Annotated in this window: 17 protein-coding genes; 10 read left to right on the forward strand and 7 right to left on the reverse strand. The window is 73.3% G+C overall.

The annotated features are described in order from the left end of the window. Positions 1-13: 13 nt before the first annotated feature. The 4 genes from ACIGAQ_RS01270 to ACIGAQ_RS01285 form a co-directional block, all read right to left on the reverse strand. Positions 14-2,530, reverse strand: a complete 2,517-nt coding sequence (locus ACIGAQ_RS01270) for a nitrate- and nitrite sensing domain-containing protein (protein ID WP_399778234.1) — start codon at positions 2,528-2,530, stop codon at positions 14-16. Between the two features lie 194 nt (positions 2,531-2,724). Next, positions 2,725-3,735 (reverse strand): substrate-binding domain-containing protein, encoded by a 1,011-nt coding sequence (locus ACIGAQ_RS01275; protein ID WP_311683004.1) that lies wholly within the window; start codon positions 3,733-3,735, stop codon positions 2,725-2,727. A gap of 299 nt (positions 3,736-4,034) precedes the next feature. After that, positions 4,035-4,523 carry a DUF6114 domain-containing protein gene (locus tag ACIGAQ_RS01280; protein ID WP_399778236.1) on the reverse strand — a complete coding sequence of 163 codons (489 nt, stop codon included), beginning with the start codon at positions 4,521-4,523 and terminating at the stop codon, positions 4,035-4,037. Then, a complete protein-coding gene (locus ACIGAQ_RS01285) occupies positions 4,523-5,203 on the reverse strand; it encodes a DUF6230 family protein (protein WP_399778238.1) in 681 nt (226 codons plus the stop codon). The genes ACIGAQ_RS01280 and ACIGAQ_RS01285 overlap by 1 nt, the downstream gene beginning before the upstream one ends. Before the next feature lie 628 nt (positions 5,204-5,831). Here ACIGAQ_RS01285 and ACIGAQ_RS01290 point away from each other — a divergent pair. Beyond that, the gene (locus ACIGAQ_RS01290; protein WP_311682998.1) at positions 5,832-6,473 is read left to right on the forward strand and encodes a Tat pathway signal sequence domain protein; all 642 of its coding nucleotides are present in this window, start codon (positions 5,832-5,834) and stop codon (positions 6,471-6,473) included. Positions 6,474-6,491: 18 nt separating this feature from the next. On the opposite strand, the gene ACIGAQ_RS01295 is transcribed toward ACIGAQ_RS01290, so the two are convergent. Next, complete coding sequence (locus ACIGAQ_RS01295) at positions 6,492-7,325, reverse strand: lytic polysaccharide monooxygenase (protein WP_399778240.1); 834 nt, start codon at positions 7,323-7,325, stop codon at positions 6,492-6,494. A 363-nt stretch (positions 7,326-7,688) separates the two neighbouring features. Here ACIGAQ_RS01295 and ACIGAQ_RS01300 point away from each other — a divergent pair, with 363 nt between their 5' ends. From ACIGAQ_RS01300 to ACIGAQ_RS01325, 6 genes are all read left to right on the forward strand, one after another. Continuing rightward, positions 7,689-9,485: a S8 family peptidase gene (locus ACIGAQ_RS01300; RefSeq protein ID WP_399778242.1), complete on the forward strand. Its 1,797-nt coding sequence runs from the start codon at positions 7,689-7,691 to the stop codon at positions 9,483-9,485. 280 nt (positions 9,486-9,765) lie between these two features. Beyond that, on the forward strand, positions 9,766-10,413 hold the full coding sequence (locus ACIGAQ_RS01305) for a ScbR family autoregulator-binding transcription factor (protein WP_311682992.1): 648 nt from the start codon (positions 9,766-9,768) through the stop codon (positions 10,411-10,413). Positions 10,414-10,451: 38 nt separating this feature from the next. Next, complete coding sequence (locus ACIGAQ_RS01310) at positions 10,452-11,627, forward strand: damage-control phosphatase ARMT1 family protein (RefSeq protein ID WP_362277979.1); 1,176 nt, start codon at positions 10,452-10,454, stop codon at positions 11,625-11,627. 98 nt (positions 11,628-11,725) lie between these two features. Then, entirely contained in the window at positions 11,726-13,891 is a 2,166-nt protein-coding gene (gene cyc2 / locus ACIGAQ_RS01315) for a germacradienol/geosmin synthase Cyc2 (protein ID WP_399778244.1), read from the forward strand. Between the two features lie 116 nt (positions 13,892-14,007). Next, positions 14,008-15,891 (forward strand): O-aminophenol oxidase PhsA, encoded by a 1,884-nt coding sequence (gene phsA, locus ACIGAQ_RS01320; protein ID WP_399778246.1) that lies wholly within the window; start codon positions 14,008-14,010, stop codon positions 15,889-15,891. Positions 15,892-16,018: 127 nt separating this feature from the next. Beyond that, positions 16,019-16,585 (forward strand): PDZ domain-containing protein, encoded by a 567-nt coding sequence (locus tag ACIGAQ_RS01325; RefSeq protein WP_311682985.1) that lies wholly within the window; start codon positions 16,019-16,021, stop codon positions 16,583-16,585. A 64-nt stretch (positions 16,586-16,649) separates the two neighbouring features. Here the strand turns inward: ACIGAQ_RS01325 and ACIGAQ_RS01330 are convergent, their stop codons facing one another. Then, positions 16,650-17,405 carry a phosphodiesterase gene (locus ACIGAQ_RS01330; protein ID WP_399778248.1) on the reverse strand — a complete coding sequence of 252 codons (756 nt, stop codon included), beginning with the start codon at positions 17,403-17,405 and terminating at the stop codon, positions 16,650-16,652. A gap of 185 nt (positions 17,406-17,590) precedes the next feature. On the opposite strand from ACIGAQ_RS01330, the gene ACIGAQ_RS01335 reads away from it, so the two are divergent. Further along, entirely contained in the window at positions 17,591-18,718 is a 1,128-nt protein-coding gene (locus ACIGAQ_RS01335; protein ID WP_362277969.1) for an aminopeptidase P family protein, read from the forward strand. A gap of 47 nt (positions 18,719-18,765) precedes the next feature. Then, a complete protein-coding gene (locus tag ACIGAQ_RS01340; RefSeq protein ID WP_399780623.1) occupies positions 18,766-19,746 on the forward strand; it encodes an aminoglycoside phosphotransferase family protein in 981 nt (326 codons plus the stop codon). 15 nt (positions 19,747-19,761) lie between these two features. Here ACIGAQ_RS01340 and treZ read toward each other — a convergent pair whose 3' ends face one another. Further along, positions 19,762-21,507 carry a malto-oligosyltrehalose trehalohydrolase gene (treZ, locus tag ACIGAQ_RS01345; protein WP_311682980.1) on the reverse strand — a complete coding sequence of 582 codons (1,746 nt, stop codon included), beginning with the start codon at positions 21,505-21,507 and terminating at the stop codon, positions 19,762-19,764. Between the two features lie 173 nt (positions 21,508-21,680). Between treZ and ACIGAQ_RS01350 the strand changes: the two genes are divergently transcribed. Then, on the forward strand, positions 21,681-22,232 hold the full coding sequence (locus ACIGAQ_RS01350) for a DUF1707 and FHA domain-containing protein (protein ID WP_311682978.1): 552 nt from the start codon (positions 21,681-21,683) through the stop codon (positions 22,230-22,232). Positions 22,233-22,333: the final 101 nt, after the last annotated feature.

Consider the following 22,333-nt stretch of genomic DNA (forward strand, 5'->3'; position numbering starts at 1 on the left):
CCTTCGTCAGCGGTCAGCGGTCGGCGGGCGGAGTCGGGGGGACGGGACCGGCGGCGGCCTGCCGGGGTGATGCGGCCGCCTCCTCGCGCGGCGGCTCGGCGTCGTCGTCACGGGCCCGGAGCGTGCCGCGCTGGAAGCCGGCCAGGGAGGAGGCGGCGGCCTCCGCGGTGAACTCGTCGAGGGAGGTGTCCTCGGCGGCGGGCGCGGCCTCCTCGCGCAGCTCCTCCACGAGGCTGGTCTGCGGCACCCGGCGCGGGAGCGGGGCGAGACCGTCCCGGCGGGGGATGACCTCGCGGGCGGCGCCCCGGGGCGCGGGCGCGGAGACGGCGGTGCGGGCGGCCACGAGCGGGCGGGGCTCGCGCGGGGAGGCCGCCCCGGACCGGGCGGCTCCGGTGCTCGGCGACGACCCGGTGCCCTCGGGCGTCCCCCTGTCCCGCGCGGTTCCGCCGGTGCCGGACCGCGCCGGAGCGTGGCCGTCGGCCGACGTGGGTCCGTCTGCCGGCATCCGTCCGTCCTCCGGGGTGTCGGTGGCGCTGTCCGCGCGGCGCTTCGCCCCGGCCGCGTCCTCGGTGCCCGGCGGCTCCGGTGCCCCGTCGCCCGGTGCCTCGCGCACCACGATCTCGTGCGGGACCAGCACGATCGCGGTGGTCCCGCCGTACGGCGAGGCCCGCAGGGTGACCGCGATCCCGTGCCGGTGGGCCAGCTGGGCGATCACGAACATGCCGAGCCTCAGGTCGTCGGCGAGCGCCACCACGTCGAACTGCGGGGGGACCGCCAGCTGTTCGTTGAAGGACGCGTAGTCCTCCTCCGACATGCCGAGGCCGCGGTCCTCCACCTCGACGGCCAGCCCCTTGGCCACCATCGCGGCCCGTACCGTGACGGGGCTCGGCGCGGGCGAGTAGGCGGTCGCGTTGTCGATGAGCTCGGCCAGCAGGTGGATGACGTCGGCCACCGCGGGCGGGGCGACGAACACCTCCTCCTCGGTGTGCACCTCCACCCGCTGGTACTCGGCGACCTCCCCGATCGCGCTGCGCAGGATGTCGATCAGCGCCACCGGCTCGCTCCAGCTGCGACCCGGCCGTTCCCCGCTGACGATGACCAGGTTCTCCTCGTAGCGGCGCAACTGGCTGGCCGTGGAGTCCAGTTCGTACAGGCCCTTGAGGATGTCCGGGTCGGTGTGCTCGCGCTCCAGGGTGTCGAGCTTGCTCAGCTGGAGGTTGACCAGGTTCTGGCTCTGCCGGGCGATGCCGAGGATGACCTTCTGGAAGCCGCGCCGGGTGTCGGCCAGTTCGACCGCCGTGTGCACGGCCGTGCGCTGGGCGGTGTTGAACGCCTGTGCCACCTGGCCCAGTTCGTCGTGGCCGTAGTCCAGCTCGGGCGTCGCCGACTCCGGGTCGACCGTCTCGCCCCGCTCCAGCCGCGCCACCACGTCCGGCAGCCGCTCCTGCGCGAGACTCACGGCGGCCCGGCGCAGCCCGCGCAGCCGCCGGGACAGCGAGCGCGTGATCCGCCAGGACATGCCGACGCACACCAGCAGCGCGAGCAGGCCGCCGGCGCTCAGCAGGGCCGCCTTGAGCAGCAGGGCGTCCGCCTTGTCGGCGCTGCGCTCCAGCAGCCCCGTCGTCTGCTGCTGGATCAGGCCCGCGTACTGCTCGGACAGCTTGTCCATGGCGGCGTTCCACCGCTTCTGGGAGTCCGGCAGGGCGATCCGGTCGGGCGCGCCACCGGAGTTGCGCGCCGCCAGCACGCGGTCCTCGATCGACTGCAGCGTCCGCCACTCGGCGCCTGCCAGGATCCGCTCGGTCTGCGCCTTGGCGTCGCCGGTCAGCTGCGGCACGACCTGGTCCTCCACCAGCCAGCGCCGGGTGTTCACCAACTCCGCGAACTGCGTCCAGGCCGCGTCGTCCAGGTGCCCCGACGGCCAGGCCAGGGTCAGCTGCGCGTCCCCCCGGGAGACCAGCTCCGCGGTGTGCTCCAGCGCCACGAGCGGACCGGCCTGCGAGGTCAGGTCACCGTCGTCGACCTGGGACAGTTCCTGGAAGGCGTGGATCTGGTCGTCGATGATCGAGGAGTACTGGTCGAGTGCCTGCTGGGGCGTGATGTCGGTGGGGTTGTCGACCTGGTCCCGGTAGTACTCCAGGCTGCCCACCGAGCCGAGCACCGAGTAGAGCCGGTCGGAGATGCGGGAGGGTGCCTTCTCGATCGCGTCCGCCTGCCCGACCAGCTTGGCGACCGCCTCGTCGGTCTCCTCGCGCTGTGCGTCCAGGGCGGCCCGGGAACCGTGCGGCGAGGCCAGCCAGGCGGCCGACAGGCTGCGCTCGCGCTGCAGGGCGAGCGTCGCGTCGGTGCCCATGGCACCGGTCGACCGGCTCAGCTCGGTCTGGTCGCGCAGCCGCAGCCCCTCCGAGAACATCTGGATCGTCGTCACGCCCCACATGGCGGCGAGGGTGACGCCGGGCACCAGGGCCAGCAGCACCAGGGAGAGGCGTATGGAACCGAGACGGCGCCGGGCACCTGTCCGTCGAGACATCGTCGTCCTAGGGCGATCAGCGGGGGGGGGCGAGGAACGGGGAGGCGGAGCGGTCGGGGAGGGCGGGGGAGGGGCGCGGGGGTGAGGGTGTGCCCGGAGCGGCACATGGGATGCGCAGGATGTTATCCGCACAAGTGGACGTACGGGCCGGGCGTGACCGAATCTTTGGCGACACCGTCACGGGTAGGGACGGCTCACCGGGTGCCGGCGGCGGCGAACCGTGCCACGGCGGACACGTTCGACCTGGTGACGAAGGCGGGCCCGGTGAGCACCGGGGCCACCCCGCCGCCGCTGACGTTGCCGTTGGTCCGGTACAGCCACAGGGCGTCCACCGCGAGGTAGCCCTGCAGATACGGCTGCTGGTCCACGGCGAACTGCACGGAGCCGTCGCGCACCGCCCGGACCAGGTCCTTGTCGAGGTCGAAGGTGGCCACCTCGGCCCTGCTCCCGGCCTGGCGCACGGCCTTGACGGCGGTGAGCGCGTACTGGGCGCCGTTGGTGACGACCTCGTCGATGCTGCGGTCCTGCCGCAGCCGGGCGGCGAGGGCGGCGGTCACCGCGTTCATGTCGGTGCCGTCCACGTACAGGTTGGTGGTCTCGCCGCCGAAGGTCTTCTTCACGCCGGCGCAGCGGGCCTCCAGTGCGACGTTGCCCCGCTCGTGCACCACGCACAGGGCGTGCTTGGCCTTGAGGTCGTCCAGCTTGTCGCCGACGGCCCGGCCCGCGACGGACTCGTCCTGGCCGAAGTACTCCAGCAAGCCCGTGGGCCGCCAGGCGTCGATGCCGGAGTTCAGCCCGACGACGGGGATGCCGGCCGCCCTGGCCTGCGCGACCGGGCCCCGCATCGCGGCGGGCTTGGCCAGGGTCACCGCGATGCCGTCGACGTCGTCGCGGACCGCGTCGCGCACCAGGTCGGCCTGCGCGACCGGGTCGGCGTCGCTGGTGTACGTCAGCTCGATGCCGTCCTTGGCCGCCGCGGCCTCGGCGCCCCGGCGCACCAGGTCCCAGAACGCGTCGCCCTCGCCGCCGTGCGTGACCAGGGCGACCCTCATTCCCGAGCCGGACCCCGCCGCCGCGTCCCCGCCCGATGCGTCGTCGGCCGCGCCCAGGACGGAGCAGCCGGACATCAGCAGGCACAGGGCGGACGCCAGGGCCGCGGCACGGGTGCGTCCGAGGGGGGTGTGCGGCGGGGGTGGAGTGTTCATGGGGGCGGAACCTCGCTGTGCGGCCGAGCTGGAGCAGGGTGAGAGCGCAGGCGGGCCGCGGGGTGTGCACCGACCGGATGACTCTCGCTGGCCCGGAGCCAACCGTGTGTGACCACACCCCGTCAAGTGAGCAGCCACATGCCGTGAGTTGATGCTGCCGCATCGTGATGATCTGTCCGACCCGTCGAACGGCCCGGTTCCGCTTCGGCGCGCGACGGCACCGCCCCACGGCGCGACGTCCTCGTCGCGGCCGCCCTCACCTCCGTTTTCCGTACCGTCCGCGCGGTTCCGGCCCGGGGTCAGCCCGAGGCGAGGGCGGCACCGCTCTCCGCGTCCGTGCCGCCCGAGCCCGTGCCGCCCCGGGTCTGTGCGGCCCGTGCCGCCCGGGCCTGCTTCCGGCGCCTGCGGCGGCTGACGCGCGGTTCCTGGTCCGGCAGCCAGCCGAAGGCGAGGCAGCTGCCGACCACGCCCAGGAGCAGGCCGACGAAGAAGCCGCCCAGGTTGGAGGTCAGCCAGGAGCCCAGCGAGACCAGGACCCCGATGATCGAGTAGAACAGGCGCTGGGCAGGGTTGAAGAGGATCAGCACCCCGCACAGCAGCATCACGGCGGGCAGCAGATAGCCGGCCAGGCCCTGCATGCCGACGTGCAGGACGACGTCCAGCGACGCCCTGAGGGTGAGCAGGATCTCCGCGCCGCCCAGCGCGAGCAGCAGCCCGCCCCAGAACGGCCGGCCGGCCCGCCACCGCCGGAAGGCGGGCCGGAGCTTCCCGCGCGGGACGCCGGACATCAGCAACCCGACCCGCTGAAGCCCAGTTTCAGCCCCGGCAGCTTGAACACGCCGGCGGTCGTGGCGTAGTTGGTCTGCCGCAGGTTGGCGATGCGCACCGTGTCGGACTGCTGGCTGAACACGCCCTTCGGCCCACGGCCCTTCGGACCGGCCTTGTCGAGGGTGCTCGCGTCGTTGCCGATCTCGATGTTGTTGAACGCCGCGTCGCCGGAGAGCTGGGTGGAGTCGGTGGTCAGATCGCTGGCGGTGACCTTCTGCGCGCCCTCTCCCGCCCGGATGACCAGGTTCGTGCCGCCCAGGTCCACGCTCTGGCACAGCTTGGTGAGGGTCGCGTTCTTGATCACGGACGTGACGACCAGCACCTGGCCACCGGTGTCGCCGGCGTTCGGGCTGCCCTCGGCCATCTCGTCCAGGGCTCCGAACTGCGCGAAGCCGGTGCCGTTCAGCTCGGTCGCGGTCACGGTGAACGGCATGCCGGAGATGGCGAACTGCACGCCCAGCGCCCCCTCGGCGGTGAGGATCGCGAGGCCCGCGGCGACCGCCGCGGCCGGCACCGCCATCACCGCGGCCCGGCGTGCCCGGACCCGCCCGCGACGCGCGGGGGTGTTCCCGGCGTCCTGGACGGCGGTGCCGTCCGGTCTGTCGGAGGTGTGCTCGGCGTGCTCGGCGGAGGAGGTCATGTCTGCTCCCGGTGCTGTCGGTGCGGATCGGACATCGGTGGCACGTTGCCCTGGCGCGGACACCGACCGCGTGCGTACGGCTGCCCGCAACTCCCGGCGGTTGCAAGGGCTTTCTCGCTGCGCCGCGGTAGCCGAGCAGGAAGTTACCGCCGGTTACATGAAGGGTCAAGGGAAGTGTGGACAAAGAGTGCCGACGGTGTGCTCCAGGTGAGTCCCCGTGTCACGGAAACGCTCACTGTCGGCACAACTCGCTTACAGCGCCTTGACGTTGACGGAACGCCAGGTCTACAACCTTGCTCGTCCCACCGGATCCGTGGCGCCGGGTCCGGCAGCTCGGCACCGTCCGCGCACCGCGGACCGCCCGTCCCGGACGGGCGTCCCGCCGCCCGGTGACGCAGTACGGGCTTTCTCCCGCCCGAGTCCCGCTCCTCCGGCACGGCCGCTTCCTTCGGCGCCGTGCCCCCGGCCACCCCCCGCCCGGCCCGGCCGGAGACCTGTCCCCGTGGCGCGCCTCCGACCGGTACCGGCCAGCCGTCGCCGGCCCGTCACGTACGGAGAAGGCGTGCCGGGCAGGCGACGGCCGGCACCGGACGGCCCTTCACCCCCCTCACGAAAGAGGTACACCCGCATGCGTACGCGCACCCTCCTCAGCCTGACCGCGGCCGTGGCCGCCCTGGGCCTCGCCGCCCCCGCCTCGGCGGCCGACACCCCTGTCCTGACCACCGCCGACGGCGCCGCCGTCGCGGTCGGCGACGTGCTCGACGCGTCCCTCGCGAGCGGCACGGCCGCCACCTTCTACTCCAGCGCGACCGGCACCAGCGGCATCTCGTGCACCAAGTCGGCGTTCGCCGCCACCGTCACCGACAACCCGGCGGCTCCCGGCGTCGCCACCGAATCCCTGACCTCGCACAGCTTCGACGCCGGCGGCTGCACCACCAACGTCGTCGGTGTGCTCGGCGTCAGCGGCATCACCGTCGACAACCTGCCCTACACCACCAGCGTGTCCTCGGGCGGCACCGTCTCCGTGACCCCGGCCGCCGGTTCCACCGTCCAGTCCACGGTCAAGCTGCGCACCCTGCTCGGCACGATCACCTGCGTCTACCAGGCCCCCGGCCTGACCGGCACGGCGAGCAACGCCGACAACAGCATCTCCTTCACCAACCAGCAGTTCACCAAGGTGTCCGGCTCGTCGCTGTGCTTCGCCAACGCCTTCTTCACGGCCAAGTACGCCCCGGTGACGAAGGGCGGTGTCGCGATCACCGTCAACTGACCCGGCCGATGGCGCAGTTCAGCGCCGCCGTAGCCGTAGCACCAGGGCGGCGCCGCCGGTGAGCACCAGCACCGCCGCGGCGCCGCCCGCCAGCACGGGCGTGCCCGGCCCGGCGCCGTCCTCCACCCGCCGCGGCTCCGCGGCCTGCCGTGCCCGAGGTGCCACCTCGTCCTCACCCGGCTGCTCGCCCGGCTTCTCCTCCTCCGGCTTCCGCTTCGCCGGGAACACCACGTCGGAGCACGAGTAATACGTGTCGGGCGTACTGCTGTTCTGCCACACCGTGTACAGCACGTGCCGTCCGGCGCGATCGGACGGCAGCGTCACCTCCATGCGGTACGCGCCGTCCGTCAGCTCCGGGTCCGTCACCCGTGCGAACGGCTCGCCGGGCAGGTCCGACCAGGACAGCGGCCCGGAGGGGTCGTAGCCGGGCCTCGTCAGGTACATCCGGAACGTGCCCGTGTGCGGGATCGTCGACGCGTACCGCATCGTCAGCGTCGCGCCGGGCGTCACCCATGCCGACGGCCAGTCCGCGCGGGCCAGGTCGAGACCCCGGTAGCCGGGCAGATTCCCGCTGCACAGACGGCCGTCCGGGACGACCTGCCGGTCCCGGCCGTTCACGCCCGCCAGGCGCAGGTCGTCCCACGCCGCGAACGGGCCGCCGTTCGCGGCCACGGCGGCCCGGCACGCCGCCGAGCCCGCCGCGTCGCCGCCCTCCGGTGAGCAGGCCACGACCCGGCTCACCGGATCCGTCGGCGCCCCGTGCGCCCACGCCGGCACCGCCGCCCACCACGGCAGCAGCGGGGTCACGAGGGCGGCCGCGAGCGCGGCGCGGCGGGTGGTCGTACGGGGCATGCGGCTGCGTCTCCTCGTGCCGGGGGCGGCGACGTCCGGTAGTGCAGTACGGGAAACCGGCCCGACGCGTTCACCTCGCCACCAGCCGTTCGAAAAGGGGGCACATGGGGGAGCGACGGCCCGCCATAGAGGGTGGGTTTCCGGCCGGATCGAGGGTTTCCCCCGTATCCCGATGACCTGCCCTTTGCCTATCGTTCCTGCACAGCTGACCCACAGGTAACCCCGAACGGGTCCGCGTCCGTCTCGCGCCTGGCCGGCCACCGCGTCGCTCTTCGCTTTTCGAACGACCCCCCTCCGCTTCGACGACGAAGCGACCCCACCGCCGCTCCGCGCAGCCCGGAGTCCGGCCACGAAAGGCAGACTGTGCGTACCTCCCCAACGCTCAGACGGAAGCTGATATCCGTCGCCGCCGTCTCCGCCGCCCTGCTGACCGCCGCCCCCGCGGTCGCCGTCGCCCAGGAGTCCGCCCCCACCCCGTCGGCCGTCCCGGCCGCGCAGACGGAGGCCGCCCCCGGCACCACGGCCGAGCGCCTCATCGTCGGCTACAAGTCCGGCGCCACCGAGGCGAAGTCCAACAAGGCCGCGGCCGCCGACGCCGCGGCCAAGGCCGAGAAGACCGGCGAGGACGTCGGCTTCCAGCGCCGCCTCGGCACCGGTGCCGCCCTCGTCGAGCTGGGCACCGACCCCACCCGGGCGTCCGTCGCCGACGTCGTTGCCGCGTACCAGGCCGACCCGCAGGTCGCCTACGTCGTTCCGGACCGTCTGAACAAGCCGACGGCCGTCACCCCGAACGACACCGACTACGCCAAGCAGTGGGACCTGTTCGAGTCCACCGCGGGCATGAACGTCCCGGCCGCGTGGGACACCACCACCGGCTCCGGCGTGACCGTCGCCGTCATCGACACCGGCTACGTCGCCCACTCCGACCTGGCCGCGAACATCGTCGGCGGCTACGACTTCATCTCCGACACGGCCGTCTCCGTCGACGGCAACGGCCGTGACAGCAACCCGGCCGACCCGGGCGACTGGTACAACGCGAACGAGTGCGGCGCGGGCATCCCGGCCTCCACCTCCTCCTGGCACGGCACGCACGTGGCCGGCACCATCGCCGCCGCCACCCACAACGGCAAGGGCGTCGCCGGCATCGCCTACGGCGCGAAGATCTCCCCGGTCCGCGTCCTCGGCAAGTGCGGCGGCTACGACTCGGACATCATCGACGCGATCACCTGGGCGTCCGGCGGCACCGTCTCCGGCGTGCCCGCCAACACCAACGTCGCCAAGGTCATCAACATGAGCCTCGGCGGGGGCGGCGCCTGCTCCACGGCGACCCAGAGCGCCATCAACGGCGCCGTGAGCCGGGGCACCTCGGTCGTCGTCGCGGCCGGCAACGAGAACACCAACGCCTCCAGCTCCTCCCCGGCGAACTGCGGCAACGTCATCACGGTCGCCGCCACCAACCGCGCCGGCAGCCGGGCCTCGTACTCCAACTACGGCACGGTCGTCGACATCGCGGCGCCCGGCGGCGAGACCCGCACCACCACCGCCAACGGCATCCTCTCCACGCTGAACTCCGGCACGAAGACGCCGTCGACCGAGAACTACGCCTACTACCAGGGCACCAGCATGGCCACCCCGCACGTCGCGGGCCTCGCCGCCCTGATGAAGTCGGCCAACCCGGCCCTCACCCCGGCGCAGATCGAGTCGGCCATCAAGGCCAACGCCCGTCCGCTGCCCGGCACCTGCTCCGGCGGCTGCGGCGCCGGCCTCGCGGACGCCGCCAAGACGGTCCAGGCGGTCAAGAGCGGCACGTCCACCGGCACGACCTTCTCCAGCACCACGGCCGTCGCCATCCCGGACAACGCCGCGGCGATCGAGTCCCCGATCACCGTCAGCGGCCGCAGCGGCAACGCCCCCTCGGCCCTCCAGGTCGGCGTGGACATCACCCACACCTACCGCGGCGACCTCGTCATCGACCTCGTCGCGCCGGACGGTTCGACGTACCGTCTGAAGTCGGCCGCGTCGGACTCCGCCGACAACGTGAACACCACCTACACCGTGAACGCCTCCAGCGAGGTCGCCAACGGCACCTGGAAGCTGCGCGTCCAGGACACCGCGGCCCAGGACACGGGCACGCTGAACAGCTGGAAGCTCACCTTCTGAACCTTCCTCGGAAACGCTGAACGAGGCAGGCCGTCGAACGGGCGGGCCGGCCGGTGCGGATGGGGCACCGGCCGGCCCGCCTTCACGTGCGCCCCGTATCCTCCACGGTTAGATACCGAACCCGCTGTTTTCTTTGTCCGGTTGCACTGGTTTTGCCGGAAGTGCGCTCGCACTCCGGCACACTGGTGTGATGAGCGCCGTCTCAGGGTGAGTTATCGTGTACGCGGGGTAAAAACAAACGGCATGACCCGTTCATTTCCGTCCCGGGAGAGTTCAGTCGATGGCGAGGCAGTTGCGAGCCGAGCAGACCCGCTCGACGATCATCACGGCCGCCGCTGACCTGTTCGACCGTCGCGGCTACGAATCGACCAGTCTCAGCGACATCGTGGAGCACGCCCAGGTCACCAAGGGCGCCTTGTACTTCCACTTCGCCGCCAAGGAGGATCTCGCCCACGCGATCCTCGAACTCCAGTCGCACACCGCCCGGCGGCTGGCGGCGGAGACCGACCAGCGCGGCCACACGTCACTGGAGGCGTTGATGCGCCTCACGTTCGGCATCACGCGCCTGTCCGTCGAGGACCCGGTCCTACGGGCCGGCCTACGGCTCGCGACCGGCGGGATCCGCCCCCGGCCGCCCCTGAGCCACCCCTTCACGGAGTGGCTGGACATCGTCACGGCCCGGCTGGTCGGCGCCGTCAAGGAGTCCGACGTCCACCCCGACATCGACATCGACGTCGTGGCCCACTCCCTGGTCTGCTTCTTCGTCGGCACCCGGGTCGTGGGCCGCTCCCGCGAGCCGGTCGCCCGCCAGCCCCGCCGTACCGCCGAGATGTGGAACATACTCATCCGTGGCCTGGTCCCGGTGACCCGCCGCGCCCGCTACCTCAGCCTGGCGGCCCGGCTGGAACGGGAGATCGTGCCGGTGTGACGACCGGCGCGGCGAGGCCCGCCCGTTACCGTGGGCCCATGCCCGACACCCCCACCGCACCCGTGCTCCTCGGCAACGAGCCGGGCTCCTTCCCGCACAGCGTGCTCGCCGAGCGGCACCCCGCCGTCATCAAGCAGGTCCGCGAGGCCTTCCCGTACGAACCGGCGCAGCACCGCGCGCTCGACGAGCTGCTGGTGAACTGCACCGAGGGCACGATCGAACCCCTCCCCGCCGACGCGCACGACCGGGAGAACTGGGACGACTGGGGGCTGCGCGCCTGCACCGGCCGGTCCTGGTTCGACGTGCCGTGGCTGTGGTCCGAGAGCTGGTTCTACCGCCGACTGCTCGACGCCGTCGGCTACTTCGGCCCCGGACCCTGGCAGGGCATCGACCCCTTCCGCCCCTTCAAGCTGGCCGAACTCGACGCCCCCGAGACCGACGAGGAGCTGGCCGCCCTCGACGACCTCGCCGGCCGGCCCGCCGACGAACAGGCGGACGCCCTGCTGCACGGCTCCCTCTGGGGCAACCGCGCCGACCTCGGTTTCCGCCTCTCCGCCGAAGGCGCCCGGGAGACCCAGGCCGTGCCCGGGCTGGTGGCCGACGACAGCGACCGGCTGTGGTCCCTGCTGGACAGCGCCCGCCCGGGCACGCTCTGCCTGGTCGCCGACAACGCCGGGCGGGAACTCGTCCCCGACCTGCTGCTGATCGCGCACCTCCTGGCCGAAGGGCGCGTCGAGCGGGCCGTCCTGCACGTCAAGCCCTCCCCCTACTACGTCTCCGACGCCACCACCGCCGACGTCGTCGACGCCCTGCGCCGGCTGACCGGGGCCGGGGGAGCGGCCGCCGCGTACGGACGGCGGCTGTGGTCCGCCCTGTCCGACGGGCGCCTCACCCTGCGCGCCCACCCCTTCTCCAGCGCCCCGCTGCCCTACGCGGAGATGCCCGCCGACCTGCGCGCCGAGTTCGCCGCGGCCACGCTCACGATCCTCAAGGGCGACCTCAACTACCGTCGCCTGGTCGGCGACCGGCTGTGGGCCCCGACCACGCCGTTCGCGGACGTCACGGCGTACTTCCCCGGCCCGGTCGCGGCCCTGCGCACCCTGAAGTCCGACGTGATCACCGGGCTGGACGCGCGCACCGAGGCCGCCCTGAACGCCGCGGAGGGCCGGCGCTGGCGCACCGGCGGCACACACGCACTGATCCAGGTCGCATAGGCGAGGTCCAACTCCCCGATCCCGGCCCGATTCACGCGATGGTGTGATCATGTCCGGGCTCGTGGATGCCGCCACGGGACGCCGGGTAGGGCCCGGCCATGACGCAGCCGTTCGAACTCCCGCACTTCTACATGCCGCACCCCGCGCGGCTGAACCCCCATGTCGACGAGGCCCGCGCCCACTCGACCGCGTGGGCGCGCGACATGGGCATGCTGGAGGGCTCCGGCGTCTGGGACCAGGCCGACCTCGACGCGCACGACTACGGCCTGCTCTGCGCCTACACCCACCCCGACTGCGACGGCCCCGCCCTCTCCCTCATCACCGACTGGTACGTGTGGGTCTTCTTCTTCGACGACCACTTCCTGGAGATGTACAAGCGCAGCCAGGACCGCGTCGCCGGCAAGGCGCACCTGGACCGGCTGCCCCTGTTCATGCCGCTGGACCTCGCGACGACCGTGCCGGAACCGCAGAACCCGGTCGAGGCGGGTCTCGCCGACCTCTGGGCCCGCACGGTGCCCGCGATGTCCGAGGACTGGCGCCGCCGCTTCGCCGTGGCCACCGAGCACCTGCTGAACGAGTCGATGTGGGAGCTGTCCAACATCAACGAGGGGCGGATCGCCAACCCCGTCGAGTACATCGAGATGCGCCGCAAGGTCGGCGGCGCCCCGTGGTCGGCGGGGCTCGTGGAGTACGCGACCGCCGAAGTCCCCGCCTCCGTCGCCGGGTCGAGGCCGCTCAGGGTGCTGATGGAGACGTTCTCCGACGCCGTGCACCTGCGCAACGACCTGTTCTCCTACCAGCGCGAGGTCGAGGAGGAGGGCGAGAACAGCAACGGCGTGCTCGTGCTGGAGACCTTCTTCGGCTGCACCACCCAGGAGGCCGCCGACACCGTCAACGACGTCCTCACCTCCCGCCTCCACCAGTTCGAGCACACGGCGTTCACCGAAGTGCCTGCGCTGGCCCTGGAGAAGGGCCTCGCGCCGGACGAGGTGGCGGCGGTGGCGGCGTACACCAAGGGCCTCCAGGACTGGCAGTCCGGCGGGCACGAGTGGCATCTGCGCTCCAGCCGGTACATGAACGAGAACGCCGTGCGCGGGGGCAGCCCCTGGCCGGGATGCAGCGGGCCGGGCACTTCCGCCGCCGACGTGCGCGCGCTGCTCGCCGCGGCCGGCGCCGAGCGCGTGCGCTCCTACACGCACGTGCCGTACCAGAAGGTCGGGCCGGCGCGGATCCCCGACATCCGGATGCCGTTCCCGCTGGAGCTCAGCCCGCATCTCGACCGCTCCCGCCGGACCTTGGGCGACTGGGTGGCCCGGATGGGCATCCTCGCCGAGGGCGTCTGGGACGCGGACAAGCTCAGGGCCTACGACCTGCCCCTGTGCGCTGCGGGCCTCGACCCGGACGCCACTCCCGAGGCCCTCGACCTCAGCTCGCAGTGGCTGGCCTGGGGCACCTACGGCGACGACTACTACCCGCTGGTGTACGGCCACCGCCGCGACCTGGCCGCCGCCCGGCTGACCACGGCGCGTCTGTCCGACTGCATGCCGGTCGACGGTGCCGAACCACCGGTCCCGCTCAACGCCATGGAGCGCGGCCTGATCGACCTGTGGGCGCGCACCACCGCGGACATGACCCCCGAGGCGCGGCGCACGCTCAAGGCCGCGGTCGACGTCATGACCGAGAGCTGGGTGTGGGAGCTGTCCAACCAGCTGCAGAACCGCGTCCCCGACCCGGTCGACTACCTGGAGATGCGCCGGGCCACCTTCGGCTCCGACCTCACCCTGAGCCTGTGCCGGCTGGGGCACGGCCCGGCCATTCCGCCGGAGGTCTACCGCAGCGGCCCAGTCCGGTCGCTGGAGAACGCCGCGATGGACTTCGCGTGCCTGCTCAACGACGTGTTCTCGTACCAGAAAGAGATCGAGTTCGAGGGCGAGATCCACAACGCGATCCTCGTCGTGCAGAACTTCTTCGGCTGCGACTACCCGACCGGCCTTGGCATCGTGCACGACCTGATGAGCCAGCGCATGCGGCAGTTCGAGCACGTGGTGGCCCATGAACTGCCCATCCTGTACGACGACTTCGGGCTCTCGAAGGAGGCGCGGGCGGCCATGGGCACCTATGTGGCCGACCTGCGCAACTGGCTGTCCGGCATCCTCAACTGGCACCGGCAGGTGGACCGTTACAAGGACGCGTGGCTGTCCCGGCGGGCCCACGGCTTCCTGCCCGGCCGGCCGCCCGCCCTGCCCGTGCCCGCCCTCGGCTGAGGCGGCGTTTTCCAGCCGGATCATCCCGGAACGGGACATGACGGAACCCCCGGCGGCGCGTCGGGGGTCTTTCCGTGTGCAAGGGAAACAGACGAGCACCACACGGGGGATCCACCTTGACCGACATCATCGAAAGGCCCGGCGCCCGTACGGAGCCCGGGGCACAGGCCCCGGCACCCGCGCCGGCCGAACTGACGCCGTACGTCGCGCCGCTGCCCGTCCCGCCCGTCCTGCGCCCGGCGGGCGGCGACCTGCTGCGCGAGACCGAGATCGCCCTGCGCCCGGCCTGGGTGCGCCTGCACCCGCACCTCCCGCCGACCCTGATGTGGGGCTACGACGGGCAGGTGCCCGGCCCGACCATCGAGGTGCGGCGCGGGCAGCGGGTGCGCATCGCCTGGACCAACCGCATCCCGAAGGACGGCGAGTACCCGGTCACCTCCGTGGAGGTGAAGCTGCGCCGGGACGGCCGCCCCCAGTCGAGCACCGAGCCGGGCCGCGACGGGGCCGCGCCGAACAAGGACGTCGCCGCCCTGCCCGCCTGGTCCGTGACCCACCTGCACGGCGCGCAGACGGGCGGCGGCAACGACGGCTGGGCCGACAACGCGGTCGCCTTCGGCGACGCCCAGCTCTCCGAGTACCCGAACGACCACCCGGCGGTGCAGTGGTGGTACCACGACCACGCCATGAACATCACGCGGTGGAACGTGATGGCGGGCCTGTACGGCACCTACCTCGTGCGGGACGACGAGGAGGACGCCCTCCACCTCCCGTCCGGCGCGCGGGAGATCCCGCTGCTGCTGGCCGACCGCAACCTCGACACCGACGAGGACGGCCGGCTCAACGGCCGGCTGCTGCACAAGACCGTCATCGTCCAGGACGCGAACCCGGAGACGGGCAAACCGGTCTCCCTCCCGTTCACCGGCCCGTACTCCACGGTCAACGGCCGTATCTGGCCCTACCTGGACGCGGACGCCGGCTGGTACCGGTTCCGGCTGGTCAACGCCTCCAACGCGCGCATCTACGACCTCGTCCTCGTCGACGAGGACGACCACCCGGTGCCGGGCGTGCTGCACCAGATCGGCAGCGACGGCGGGCTGCTGCCGCGCCCCGTCCCCGTCGACTTCGACGCGGCGCTGCCGGCCCTGACCGCGGCCCCGGCCGAACGCTTCGACCTGCTGGCCGACTTCCGGGGACTGGCGGGCCGCACGCTGCGGCTGGTCAACAAGGGCCGCAACCAGCCGCCCGGCGTGCCGGACCCGGCGGGAGACGTGCCGTACCCGGCCGTCATGGAGTTCCGGATCCGGGAGACCCGCGAGCCGGACACCTTCGAGCTGCCGCCGGTGCTCTCCGGCTCCTTCCGCCGCCTCACCCACGACATCGGGCACGGCCACCGCCTGGTCGTCCTCACCCCGCCCGCCACCAAGGGCGCGGGCGGGCACCCCGAGATGTGGGAGATGACGGAGGTGGAGCACCCGCACGACGTCCGCGTCCCCACCGACGGCATCATCCAGATCACCGGCCCGGACGGCACGACCAGGACGTACCGGCGCACGGCACGGACGTTCAACGACGCCCTCGGCTACACCATCGCCGAGGGCAGCCACGAGCAGTGGAGCTTCCTCAACCTCGCGCCCATCGTCCACCCGATGCACATCCACCTGGCCGACTTCCAGCTGCTCGGCCGGGACGCGTACGACGTGTCGGGCTTCGACCCGGCGGTGGGCGGCACCCGCACGCCGATCCGCCACGACCCGGGCACCCGCGTCCCGCTCGCGCCCAACGAGCGCGGCTGGAAGGACGTCTTCCGGGTGCCGGGCGACCAGATGCTGCGCGTCATGGGGAAGTTCGACGGCGCGCACGGCCGGTTCATGTACCACTGCCATCTGCTGGAGCACGAGGACATGGGCATGATGCGGCCCTTCGTCGTGATGCCCGCCCCGGTGCTGAGGTTCGACCACGGCGGGGCCCATGGCGGTCACGGGGAGGGGCACCCCGGCTGACGCACCGGACCGCGCCGGTCAGTCTCACTCGTTCGTGGCTCGTCGGCCGCCGACGGGCCGGGTAGAGCACCTGCCGAGATCGTTCCGGCACCCGCCGGAGGCGATCGGCACCACCCGGAGGCGAGCCATGGAACAGACCGCGCTGCGACCCAAGCCGATGCCGGGTCAGGAGCCCGAGCCGTCACCGGCGACGGGGTCCGGGCCGCCGCGGCGGCGTCCGCACGCCGCCCGGCGGCGCGGGCGGCGGTTGCTCAACGTGCTGCTCGCCGCCTTCGCCGGTGCCGTCCTGGTGCTGTCCGGGATCGGCCTCGGGGCGATGGGCGCCACCGTGACCGGCCAGGGCGGCCTCCTCGATCCGCGGGGGCGGCACACGCCCCCGCTCACCCGCCCCTCGCCGGCCGGCTCCGCCGCGTCCGCGCCCGGGCCCGCCGCCGTGACACTCGGGGTGCAGGTCATGGACGCGCGCGGCCCCGGGGCCGTGGTCGTCGGGCTCCACGTCCCCGGCCCGGTGCAGCAGGCGGGCCTGGTGCGCGGCGACGTCCTGCTGAACTTCGGCACGACCCGGATCGACACGGCCGACGACCTGGTGCGGGCCGTGGCCCGGGCCCGCCCCGGGCGGGAGGTGAGGCTGACGGTGCGGCACCGCGGCGGCGGCTACGAACAGGTGACGGTCGTACCGGCGCTGGTCACCTGAGCCGCGGTGGTGTGCCGGTGCCGCCCCGGTCGTCCGCGCCGGTCCCGCCTCGTGCGTCCCACCGTCAGGTGACGACCCGGAAGTGACTGGTCAGCCGCCCCGCGTCGTCCAGGACGTGGAAGGCCAGCCCGGGCGGCGCGTCGCGGTCCGCGGCCTGCTCGCCCTCCCAGGGCAGCCGCAGCGTCCATGTCACTGCCGGCCCGACGACCAGCGGCCGGCCCGCGAACCAGGTCGCCGCGGGGGTGTGGGCGTGGCCGGTGAGCAGACCGGCGATCTCGGGCCGGCGCTCCAGCAGCCGGGCCAGCCGGCCCGGGTCCCGCAGCCGGTACGCGTCGGGCAGGGGGTGGTGCAGCGCCACCGGCGGGTGGTGGAAGGCGAGCAGGGCCGGCAGATCGCCGTCGAGTTCGTCGAGGGTCGCCTCGATCCAGTCGTAGGTCTCGTCCGCGAGCTCCCCGTCGTCGCTGCCCGGGACGCTGGAGTCGCACATCAGCACGGCGGCGTCGTCGAAGACGTGCACGCTGTCGACCGGCTCCCCGCTCCCCGGCCGGCCGAGCAGCGCCTTGCGGTAGGGCGCGCGGCTGTCGTGGTTGCCCGGGCAGGTCAGCACCGGGAACGGGGCGTCGCCGTCGCGCAGGCCCAGCAGGCCGGCGGCCTCCTCGTACTCCGCTTCCGTGCCGTGGTCCGCGATGTCCCCGGTCACCAGCAGCGCGTCCACCCGGCCGGGCAGCCGCCACAGCAGGTCGCGCACCCGCCGGGCGCGCTCCGTCGCCCGCGCGCTCCCGTCGAGATGCAGATCGCTGATGTGTGCGAGTACGAGCACGGTCGTACGCCCCCTCGTTCGAATGATTAATGGTGTGACTGCATCCAAGCATTAGAACTAATGGCTGAGCAACGTGCTTCCGTTAGGGGTGCTGCCGGGGTGAAAGCCCGCAGACGGCTCGCGCCGCCCCCTCCGGCCGGGCAGGATGCTGCCCGTAGCCCCTTCGTCCGTCCTGGGAGGCCCGGATGACCGGAAGCACGGCCGCGTCCTTCACCGCCGACGACTACCGGGCCCGCATGGAGCGCGCCGCGCGGACCGCCGCCGAGGCCGGGCTCGCGGGCCTCCTCGTCGCCCCCGGGCCGGATCTCGTCTGGCTCACCGGATACACGCCCCCGGCGGTCACCGAGCGGCTCACGCTGCTGGTCCTCGCCGCCGGGCAGGACCCCGTCCTCGTCGTCCCCGCGCTGGAGGCCCCCGACGCGCTGGAGGCCGCCGGCGCACCGGCCCTGACCCTGCGCGACTGGACCGACGGCAAGGACCCCTACGCCGCCACCGCCGCGCTACTCGACCCCGCAGGCCGCTTCGGGATCAGCGACAACGCCTGGGCCCTGCACCTGCTCGCCCTGCGGCGGGCCCTGCCGGGCAGCTCCTACGCCTCGCTCACCGAGGCCCTGCCCATGCTGCGCGCCGTCAAGGACGCGGCCGAACTGGAGCTCATGGCGGCCGCGGGGGCCGCCGCCGACGCCGCGTTCGAGGAGATCCGCCTGGTCCCCTTCGCCGGCCGCCGGGAGTCCGAAGTGGCCGCGGACCTCGACCGGCTGCTGCGCCGGCACGGCCACGAGCAGGTCGACTTCACCATCGTCGCCTCGGGCCCGAACGGCGCCAACCCCCACCACGAGGCCGGCGACCGGGTCATCGCACGCGGCGACATGGTCGTCCTCGACTTCGGCGGCCTGCGGGACGGTTACGGCTCCGACACCTCCCGCACCGTCCACGTCGGCGCGCCCACCGACGAGGAACGCCGGGTGCACGACGTGGTGCGCGCGGCCCAGGAGGCCGGATTCCGCGCGGTGCGGCCGGGAGCCGCCTGCCAGGACGTCGACCGGGCCGCCCGCGCCGTCATCGCCGACGCCGGCTACGGCGAGTACTTCATCCACCGCACCGGCCACGGCATCGGCGTCACCACCCACGAGCCGCCGTACATGATCGAGGGCGAGGAGCAGCCGCTCGTGCCCGGCATGTGCTTCTCCGTGGAACCCGGCATCTACCTGCCCGGCCGGTTCGGCGTGCGCATCGAGGACATCGTCACCGTCACCGAGGACGGCGGGCGGCGGCTGAACGACACCACCCGCGAGCTGGTCATAGTGGAGTGAGGCCACCGATGTCCCCCGCACGCCTGACGAACGGCAACGGCGCGACCATGACCCAGGCACCCACCCCCACCGAGGACACCGTCCGCCGGCTGGTCCGATCCCTGCTCAAGGACGGCGGACAGGGCAGGGCCGGCCGGACCGGCGCGTCCGGCGAGCGAGGCGGGGGCACCGCGCGGGACGGCGGCCCGGACCTCAGGCCCGCCACCGAGGACGCCGAACCCACCACCTGGTGGGTCGGCACCCGCCACGTGCTGCGCCTGGCGGCCGACCGGGAGGCCACCGTGCGCCGGCGCCGCGAACTGCGCCTGCGCGACCTCGTCCGCCCGCACCTCCCGGTGGCGGTCCCGGCCAGCGTGGCGCACGGCGAGTGGGCACCCGGGCTGGTCTACACGCTCGACACCAGGCTGCCCGGCGGATCGGGCGAACGGCACGACGTGTCCGCCGTCGGCGAGGCCGACCTGGCGGGGCTGCTCACCGGCCTGCGCGAGGTGCCGGTGCGCCAGGCCGAGCCCCTCGGCGTGCCGCGCGTCGCGCCCCGCTCACTGGAGACGCTGCGCCGGGCCGCCGTACGCGCCGCCCAACGCCTCGACGAGGCCGACGAGTTCGACGCCGCCCGGCTGCACCGGCTCACCCCGCCCGCCGCGGCCCAGCTGGCCGCCCAGCCCGGCTCGGCGGTCCTCACCCACCACGCCCTGACGGCGGGACACCTCGTGGTCGGCGCGGACGGGCGGGTGCGGGGCGTCCTCGGCTGGTCCGGGGCGGTGGTCGGCGACCCGGCCGAGGACATCGCGGGCCTCGCCCTCGCCGTGGGCGCGCCCGCCGCCGTGCGCGCCGCCACCCTCGCCGGCTACGGCGCCCGGCCCTGCCTGCGCGGCCTCTGGCTCGCCCGCTGCGACGCCCTCGTCGGCCTCGCCGAGGTCCTCACCGCCAAGGACCTCACCCTGCCGCGCACCCGGCTGCGCCACGCCTGGGAGCCGATCCTGCTGGAGCGGGTGACGGACCTGGGCGCCACCGACGACGCCCTGTGACCCGTCCCGGCCGGCTCACTCCTGCAGCAGCACCACGGCCGACTCCCCGGGCAGCCGCACCACGCCGTCCGCCCCGGGGGGCTCCACCGGCTCCCAGGCGGCCAGCACGCGCGCGTGGGGCACCCCCAGCGGCAGCTCGGCCGGCTCCGGGGCCAGGTTCACCGCCACGAGGACGTCCCCGCGCCGGAAGGCCAGCCAGCGCCGCTCCTCGTCGTGGGCCACCTTCGTGTCGGCGAGGTCCGGATCGGTCAGGTCGGGCTGCTCGTGACGCAGGGCGAGGAGCCGGCGGTACCAGTCCAGCATGCGTGCGTGGGGCTCGCGTTCCGGCTCGGACCAGTCCAGGCAGGAGCGGTCCCGGGTCGCCGGGTCCTGCGGGTCGGGGACGTCCTCCTCCTTCCAGCCGTGCGCCGCGAACTCCCGCCGCCGGCCCCGGCGTACGGCGTCCGCCAGTTCCGGGTCGGTGTGGTCCGTGAAGAACTGCCAGGGCGTGCCCGCCGCCCACTCCTCGCCCATGAAGAGCATCGGCGTGAACGGCGCGGTCAGCACGAGCGTGGCCGCACAGGCCAGCAGCCCGGGGGAGAGCAGGGCCGAAAGGCGGTCGCCCTGGGCGCGGTTGCCGACCTGGTCGTGGGTCTGGCTGTAGCCCAGCAGCCGGTGCCCGGCGACCCGGGTGCGGTCCAGGGCCCGCCCGTGGTGACGCTCGCGGAAGCTGGAGTAGGACCCGTCGTGGAAGTAGCCGCCGGTGAGGGTCTTGGCGAGCCCGCCGAGGGAAGCGCGCGCGAAGTCGGCGTAGTAGCCCTGGGCCTCGCCGGTCAGCACCGTGTGCAGGGCGTGGTGGAAGTCGTCGTTCCACTGCGCGTGCAGCCCGAGGCCCCCCTCGGCACGGGCGGTGATCAGCCGCGGGTCGTTCAGATCCGACTCGGCCACCAGGAACAGCGGCCGCTCCACCTCGGCGGCCAGGGCGTCCACGGCCGTCGACAGCTCCTCCAGGAAGTGCAGCGCGCGCGTGTCGACCAGCGCGTGCACCGCGTCCAGCCGCAGCCCGTCCAGCCGGTAGTCCCGCAGCCACGCCAGCGCGCTGCCGATCAGGAACGCGCGCACCTCGTCCGAGCCGGGCGCGTCCAGATTGACCGCGGCACCCCAGGGCGTGTGGTGCGTGTCCGTGAGATACGGCCCGAAGACGGGCAGGTAGTTGCCGGACGGGCCGAAGTGGTTGTGCACCACGTCGAGGACGACGCCCAGCCCGAGTTCGTGGGCCCGGTCGACGAAGCGTTTCAGCGCCTCGGGCCCGCCGTACGGCTCGTGCACCGCCCACAGACAGACGCCCTCGTAACCCCAGCCGTGGGTGCCCGGGAAGGGGGTGAGCGGCATCAGTTCCACGTGCGTGACGCCCAGTTCGGCGAGATGACCGAGCCGCGCGGCGGCCGCGTCCAGCGTGCCCTCGGGCGTGTACGTCCCCACGTGCAGTTCGTACAGCACCGCCCCGGCCAGGGGCCGCCCCCGCCAGGGCACGCGCCAGGTGTGGCGCTCGTGCTCGACGACGGCGCTCAGCCCGTCCGGGCCGTCCGGCTGGCGGCGCGAGCGCGGATCGGGCAGCACCGGCCCGTCGTCCAGCGCGAAGCCGTACCGGGACCCGTCGCGCGCCTCCGCCTCGCCCCACCACCACCCCGCCCGTTCCGGATCGCGCTCCAACGCGTGCGTGACGCCGTCGCACTGGAGCGTCACTCGGCCGGCCTGCGGTGCCCACACCTCGAACTGCACGGACGGTTCCCCTTCGTCTGCTCACCGTGATGTAGCCCGTCCATGGTGCGTCAAACGAGATCAATCCGCCGGTGCATCCACCCTTTTGCGGCGGGTCTCACCGGGTACGGGCGCGTGGCGGGCGTTTTCCCGTTTCCTGGACAGCCCGGCCGCGCTGCCCGACAATCACGAGCGTGACGTCGTCCTTCGAGTTCCACACCTACCCCGCGCGGCTCTCCGACGCGGAGCGCGACAAGGCGCTGCGGGTGCTGCGTGACGGCGTCGCCGTGGGCCGCCTGTCCCACGACACGTTCATCCGCCGCATGGAACTGGCGCTCGCCGCACGCCGCCCGGACGAGCTCGCGGTGCTCACCGCCGATCTGCCCACCGAGAGCCGCTTCTCCCGCCTGCTGTTCGGCTCCGTCGAGGCGGTCTCCGGCTTCACCGTACGGCTGCGCCGCGCCTGGCAGGCCGAGCGGCTGCCCAAGCTGCTGCTGCCGCACCCGGCCCACGGCCATCCGCTGCGCATAGGCCGCGACCCCGCCAGCGGGCTGCGCCTCAACCACGAGACGGTCTCCCGCGTCCACGCCGAACTGCGCCACCAGGGCGGCCTGTGGGTCCTGCGCGATCTGGGCTCCACCAACGGCACCACCGTGAACGGACGCCGGGTCGTCGGCGCGGCCGTCGTCCGCGAGGGCGACCAGGTCGGCTTCGGGCACATGCTGTTCCGGCTGTCCGCCACCTGACCGAAAAGCACGCCCCCTCTCAGCTCTGGCCTGGGGTTGACCGGCCGTCGATCCTTCCGGAGTGGCCGAAATCCCTTTGTGTCGCACGGTGTTGACGTACC

This window comes from Streptomyces sp. NPDC085932, assembly GCF_044540525.1.
GTDB classification, from domain to species: Bacteria; Actinomycetota; Actinomycetes; order Streptomycetales; family Streptomycetaceae; genus Streptomyces; species Streptomyces levis.

Bases quoted from the DNA above. Each gene is read 5' to 3' on its own strand.
- ACIGAQ_RS01310 (WP_362277979.1), top strand. From the start codon at position 10,452: ATGCCCGACACCCCCACCGCACCCGTGCTCCTCGGCAACGAGCCGGGC.
- ACIGAQ_RS01275 (WP_311683004.1), bottom strand. From the start codon at position 3,735: ATGAACACTCCACCCCCGCCGCACACCCCCCTCGGACGCACCCGTGCC.
- ACIGAQ_RS01280 (WP_399778236.1), bottom strand. From the start codon at position 4,523: ATGTCCGGCGTCCCGCGCGGGAAGCTCCGGCCCGCCTTCCGGCGGTGG.
- ACIGAQ_RS01295 (WP_399778240.1), bottom strand. From the start codon at position 7,325: ATGCCCCGTACGACCACCCGCCGCGCCGCGCTCGCGGCCGCCCTCGTG.
- ACIGAQ_RS01325 (WP_311682985.1), top strand. From the start codon at position 16,019: ATGGAACAGACCGCGCTGCGACCCAAGCCGATGCCGGGTCAGGAGCCC.
- ACIGAQ_RS01290 (WP_311682998.1), top strand. From the start codon at position 5,832: ATGCGTACGCGCACCCTCCTCAGCCTGACCGCGGCCGTGGCCGCCCTG.
- ACIGAQ_RS01270 (WP_399778234.1), bottom strand. From the start codon at position 2,530: ATGTCTCGACGGACAGGTGCCCGGCGCCGTCTCGGTTCCATACGCCTC.
- ACIGAQ_RS01340 (WP_399780623.1), top strand. From the start codon at position 18,766: ATGACCCAGGCACCCACCCCCACCGAGGACACCGTCCGCCGGCTGGTC.
- ACIGAQ_RS01335 (WP_362277969.1), top strand. From the start codon at position 17,591: ATGACCGGAAGCACGGCCGCGTCCTTCACCGCCGACGACTACCGGGCC.
- cyc2 (WP_399778244.1), top strand. From the start codon at position 11,726: ATGACGCAGCCGTTCGAACTCCCGCACTTCTACATGCCGCACCCCGCG.
- ACIGAQ_RS01305 (WP_311682992.1), top strand. From the start codon at position 9,766: ATGGCGAGGCAGTTGCGAGCCGAGCAGACCCGCTCGACGATCATCACG.
- ACIGAQ_RS01285 (WP_399778238.1), bottom strand. From the start codon at position 5,203: ATGACCTCCTCCGCCGAGCACGCCGAGCACACCTCCGACAGACCGGAC.